Source organism: Sphingopyxis sp. KK2 (assembly GCF_001990265.1).
GTDB lineage: Bacteria > Pseudomonadota > Alphaproteobacteria > Sphingomonadales > Sphingomonadaceae > Sphingopyxis.
The window spans coordinates 1-5,024 of the sequence record NZ_LYVN01000207.1 but is presented as its reverse complement, the minus strand read 5'-3'; the positions used below and the strand labels follow the sequence as shown (position 1 = coordinate 5,024).

Here is a 5,024-nt window from a genome sequence, read left to right as displayed (position 1 = left end):
ATCGGCGCAAGCGCCGCGAGGCGGGGGAGAGCGGGCATCGAAAGGGTCCTTCGCTGGGGCGGGCAGGTGCCGGTTCGGTCGATCATCGGGACGCGGCATCGCGCCGCTTCCATCGCCCTCCTACCCCAAAAGGCGCTGGCATTTCCACCCTGCGCGCGCCATTTGCAAAGCTATGTGGATCGCACTCATCGCCATTTTCTGCGCCGGCATCGGCAATTTCGCGATGCACCGCGCGTTCATGGAAAGCGACGATCCGCTGATCCAGCAGATGATCCGCCCGCTCGCCGACAAGGTCGGGCCGAATATCACCTATGTCTTCGAATTTCTGCTGCTCGTCGGCGCGATGGCGATCGCGACGCGCAACTGGTTCACCGCCCTGCTGCTCTACGGCCTCTATACCATCTTCAATGCGATGGCGTTCAGTTGGGTGATGAACCGGCCGCAGTGACGGCCCCGCGCCACGCGGGTCCCGCGATCGTCAGCCCCTGCTCCTGCAGCCGGTCGAGCACGCCATCCTCCTCGGCGAGCACCAGCAGCGGCACCACCGCGAGCGTCACCCCGGGCTTTTCCGCCGCCGCATTGATCGCGCCGACCCATTGCTGGCGCAGTTCGGGACCGAAACCGTCGTTGGTCCACGGCCAGCAACGGCAGAGTGCGCGTTCGAGCGGGTTCGCCATCACCGCAGGCACGTCGAACTCGGTCCACGCCTGCCCGCGCGCGGCGACGATATCGGGCCCGGCCTCGGCGGCGGTCATCGCCGCATCGAGGCACGCGATATGCGTCTCGGGCGCCGCCGCGAACAGATTGTCGAGCATGTCCTCGCCGCGCACCTCGCCGACCGGCTGCGCCGGTACATCCGCGCGGTTCGCCGCCTTGCGCACGATGTCCGACGCGTCGTCGCTGGTATCGCGGTTAAAGGCGAGGCGCTTCGCGAGCAGGTCGAACGCGGTCATCAGGAAATTCTTCCGCGAATAATCCTGGTCATATTTCGTTTCGAGCGCCGCCAGCCGCGCAAGCTGGCCAGCGTCGAGATAATCGGCGGCGACGCGCCCCTTGGGCAATTTGGTCAGCTTGCCGCCGGTAAAGATCAGCCGGAAGATATCGCCCGGCGACACCTTCGCCTTGGTGCCGAGGATCACCCGCTGCGCGCGCTCGGTCGCGCCTTCGAGCCGCTCGGGCCGCCACGGCGTCGCTTTCGGGACATTGCGGATTTCGCCGACGAGGATCACCACGCCGGCGCGCGTCTCGATCGTCCACATCGGCGCACCCGAGCGACGCGCGGTGACGACGATCTCGTCGGTGGTTTCGGCGCTGGCTTCGGCGGCGGGCTGCGCCGCCATCGCGGGCGGCGCCACCGTCAGCAGCGCTGCCATCACGGCAAGCCGCATGCTCACGCGACCCCGTGGTACCACCACACCCCGTCGCGGTCCTCGCGCTGGACGCGCCCCTCGACCTCGAGCCGCTTGAGATGCGCGAGCGCTTCGCCGGTCGCCATGCCCAGCTGCTCGGGACCGATCGGGCGGTTGAACAACAAGGGAAAGCTCTCGACCGCGCGCATCGGCGCCTTCGCGATCGCCTCGGCAAGGTTGTAGAGCCGCATGCGATGCTCGTCGCGCAGCGCCATCAGCCGGACGTGCAGCCCCTTGAACGGCTGGCCGTGCGCGGGGCAGGTGATCACGTCGCCCGGCACCGTCGCGATCAGCTTGTCGATCGACGCCAGCCATTCGCCCAGCGGATCGGCCTCGGGCTCGGTGATGTTGATCGACACGTTCGAACTGATCCGCGGCAGCACCTGGTCGCCAGACACCAGCACGCCCTCGCGCTCGTTCCACAGGCAGGCATGTTCGGGGCTGTGCCCCGATCCGACGACGACGCGCCATTTATGCGCCCCCATGCCCAGGACATCGCCGTCCTTGATCCGCGTGTAGCTACGCGGCAGCGGGTACATGACCATGGCAAAGCGGCCCCAGCCGCCGTTCCTCTGCGCTTCGATCTGGTCGTCGTCCCAGCCCGCCGCGCGCGATTGCGCGAGCGCCTCTTCGGGCACCGTCTCGCCGGTGTCACCGACGATCATCCGCGCGGTGAGCATCTCGCCGCGCGTCATCCACAGCTGGACGCCCTTCTTCTTCGCGATCCAGCCCGCGAGGCCGATATGGTCGGGGTGCAGGTGGGTGCCGATGACGCGGGTGACCGGCACATCCTTGAGCGCGCCGGCATAAAGCGCCTTCCACGCATCCGAACAGATGGTCAGGCACACGCCGGTGTCGACCACCGCGACGCCATCGTTACCGTCGGCGGTGACGTCGTCGAGCAGCCAGCTGTTGATATGGCCGAGCGACCCCGGCATCGGGATGCGCGCCCAGCGGATCCCCGGCGCGATGCGGATCGTCTCGCCCGCCCCCGGCGCGGCATCGCCCCAGGGATAGGTCAGCCCGGCGTGGCTCGTCGCGGTGAAACTGTCGTCCTGGGTCAGCGAGACATCCGGCGAGCCGCTGGCCGCCGGGATACCCTCGTCGTCGACCCCCGACATGCGTCAGGCGGCCGTTTCGTCGTTCGCGGCTTCCTCGGCGGCGCGCGCTTCGGCGGCGGCGACGCGTTCGGCGCGCAGTTCCTCGAGCAGCGCCTCGCGGTCGCCTTCGAAGCGGTTGTCGGTCGGCGCGGCGATGCCCGCCTTCTTCGCGGCCTTGGCAACCAGCGCGTCGAGTTCACGCTGCGAGCAGAGGCCGAGCGTCACCGGGTCCTTGGCGACGATGTTCGCGCTGTTCCAGTGGCTGCGGTCGCGGATCGCGCCGATCGTGTTGCGGGTGGTACCGATCAGCTTGCCGATCGCGCCGTCCGACACCTCGGGGTGGTTCTTCAGGATCCAGGCGATGCCGTCGGGCTTGTCCTGGCGCTTCGAAACCGGGGTGTAGCGCGGGCCGCGGGTGCGGCGGATCGTGTCCTGCGCCTGCTTGCTCATCTTGAGCTTGTAGTTCGGGTCGTTCTGGCCCTTTTCGATCTCTTCCATCGACAGCTCATGCGCGCGGACCGGGTCGCGGCCGGTATATTTGGTCGCGGCGGTCTCGTCGGCGATCGCCTGGACCTCAAGGATATGGATGCCGCAATATTCGGCGATCTGGACAAAGGTGAGGCCGGTGTTGTCGACCAGCCAGGCGGCGGTCGCGTGCGGCATCAACGGGGTTGCATCGGCATTGGCCATGACTGCTCTCCAAAGGCCCCGCGCGGGGCAAAAATAATAAGGGCCGCCCCTCGCGGGGCGGCCGGACATTGGGAGCGGCTATATGCCGGTTTCGAAAAAGGGGCAAGTCTGCGGATTCAGCCGAACCTGAGATGCACGAGCGGATAGGGGCGCCCCTGTCCGTCGCACTGCGAACGGCCGGTGGGCACAAAGCCGAGCCGCGCATAAAACCCGACCGCCTGCCCATTCTGTTCGTTGACGTCGGTCGTCAGCACCGGGTGCGCCGCCAGCGCCTGCTCGACCAGTCGGCGCCCGACGCCCTGCCCGCGGCGCGCGGGGTCGATGAACAAGGCCTCCATATGCCCCCCGTCGAGCAGCATGAAGCCGAGCGGTCGGTCCTCGGCATCGACCGCGAGCGTCAAGGGCGCCGATGGCAGGAAGCCCGCGACCTCCTCCCCGATCGCCACGCGGTCCTCGGCGCTCAGAAAATCATGCGTCGCATCGACGGCGGCCGCCCAGATGGCGACCACCCGCGCGCCATCGGCCGGTGTCGAAGAGCGAATCCCGATCATGCGGCGGGCGATAGTCCGATCGTGTAGCGGAGGTAAGCGGGAATCAGGCCCCCATCGCCACGAACCCCGGCTCGCCCTCGACCCGCGCGATCCAGTCCTGCACCGCGGGATAATCGGCGAGCGCGAACAGCCCGCTGTCCTCGGCAACATGGGTGTAAGCGTAAAGCGCGATGTCGGCGAGCGTCAGCCCCGCGCCGACCAGCCAGTCGCGCGCGCCGAGATGATCGTTCATCAGCCGCAGTGCCGCCGCGCCCGCCTCCTGCTTGCCCGGCACGAGCGCGCGCTGCACGTCGCTGAGCTTCGCTTCGCCGATCCATTTCATCCAGAAGCGCAGGGTCGCGACATTCGGCTCGTGATTATATTGCTCCCAGAACATCCAGTGCAGCATGTCGGCGCGCTCGAAGCGGTCGTGCGGGACCAGATGCGTGCCGTCGGCGAGCCACACGCAGGCCGCGTTGCTTTCGGGAAGGAATTTGTCGCCGACCTGCAGCACCGGGATGCGCCCGTTCGGGTTGACCTGTGCCAGGAACGCCGCGGTGCGTGTCTCGCCCCGCATGATGTCATAATCGCGCCGCTCGATCGGATAGTCGAGCAGGGCGGCGGTCAGCCTGATCTTGTAGCAATTGCCGCTCGGCGCATATTCGTGAAGGATCGGCCAGTCGCCCATCATCGTCCCCCCAGACGCGGGCGCCCCGACGCGCCCGCGCCTCTATGCGGCCTTCATGCACCAGCCGCAAGCGGCGCCCGAGGAACGGTTCAGGGACCGCAGGTCCAGACCCCGGCGAACACCCGCACCGCGCCATCGGCGCGGTCGGCGGTCAGCGTTGCCGGGCTCGGCGGCGATTCGCCTCCGCCCTGCACCGGGCCGGTGAGCGCGATGCGCAATTGCATCCCCTTGCCCGTGAAGCGCGCGCCCTTGGTCATGCCGTCGAACCCGCCGGGCGAGGCGAAAAGCTCGACCGTGTCGCCGATCTTCGCGACCCCGCGCGCGGGGTCGCTCGACGCGGCATTGCCCTTCGCCAGCAGGATCGGCGGCGTCGCGGCGTCGGCCGCAAAGCTGCAAGCCAGCTCGCCGGGCAATTTCGCGCCGCTGATGTCGGCCTCGGTCAGCGCCGCCAGCTCGATCGGCGATCCGTCACCGCCCTTGGTCGGGATATCGACCGGCTTGATCGGCGGCGGCAGGCTGTCGGTTGCGTCGGCGCTCTTGTCGGTCGGCTCGGGCGTGGGCGCCGGCGCGCGATCGGCGGCGGGCTCCGAACAGGCCGCCATCAGCA

General features: G+C 68.4%; 7 protein-coding genes. 1 reads left to right on the top strand and 6 read right to left on the bottom strand.

Features of this window, described 5'->3' with window-relative positions; all coding sequences use genetic code 11:
* Positions 1-172: 172 nt before the first annotated feature.
* Entirely contained in the window at positions 173-448 is a 276-nt protein-coding gene (locus B1A78_RS20385) for a hypothetical protein (protein WP_077148703.1), read from the top strand.
* On the opposite strand, the gene B1A78_RS20380 is transcribed toward B1A78_RS20385, so the two are convergent.
* The 6 genes from B1A78_RS20380 to B1A78_RS22855 all read right to left on the bottom strand — a co-directional run.
* The gene (locus B1A78_RS20380; protein WP_256839609.1) at positions 420-1,373 is read right to left on the bottom strand and encodes a TraB/GumN family protein; all 954 of its coding nucleotides are present in this window, start codon (positions 1,371-1,373) and stop codon (positions 420-422) included. The two genes, B1A78_RS20385 and B1A78_RS20380, sit on opposite strands and share 29 nt — an antisense overlap.
* A gap of 17 nt (positions 1,374-1,390) precedes the next feature.
* Complete coding sequence (locus B1A78_RS20375) at positions 1,391-2,530, bottom strand: MBL fold metallo-hydrolase (RefSeq protein WP_077148702.1); 1,140 nt, start codon at positions 2,528-2,530, stop codon at positions 1,391-1,393.
* 3 nt (positions 2,531-2,533) lie between these two features.
* The gene (locus B1A78_RS20370; protein ID WP_077148704.1) at positions 2,534-3,172 is read right to left on the bottom strand and encodes a DUF1013 domain-containing protein; all 639 of its coding nucleotides are present in this window, start codon (positions 3,170-3,172) and stop codon (positions 2,534-2,536) included.
* 143 nt (positions 3,173-3,315) lie between these two features.
* On the bottom strand, positions 3,316-3,750 hold the full coding sequence (locus B1A78_RS20365) for an acetyltransferase (RefSeq protein WP_077148701.1): 435 nt from the start codon (positions 3,748-3,750) through the stop codon (positions 3,316-3,318).
* 43 nt (positions 3,751-3,793) lie between these two features.
* Positions 3,794-4,417, bottom strand: a complete 624-nt coding sequence (locus B1A78_RS20360) for a glutathione S-transferase family protein (RefSeq protein ID WP_077148700.1) — start codon at positions 4,415-4,417, stop codon at positions 3,794-3,796.
* Positions 4,418-4,506: 89 nt separating this feature from the next.
* A partial coding sequence (locus B1A78_RS22855; RefSeq protein WP_218668012.1) for a hypothetical protein occupies positions 4,507-5,024 on the bottom strand: 518 nt, incomplete at its 5' end.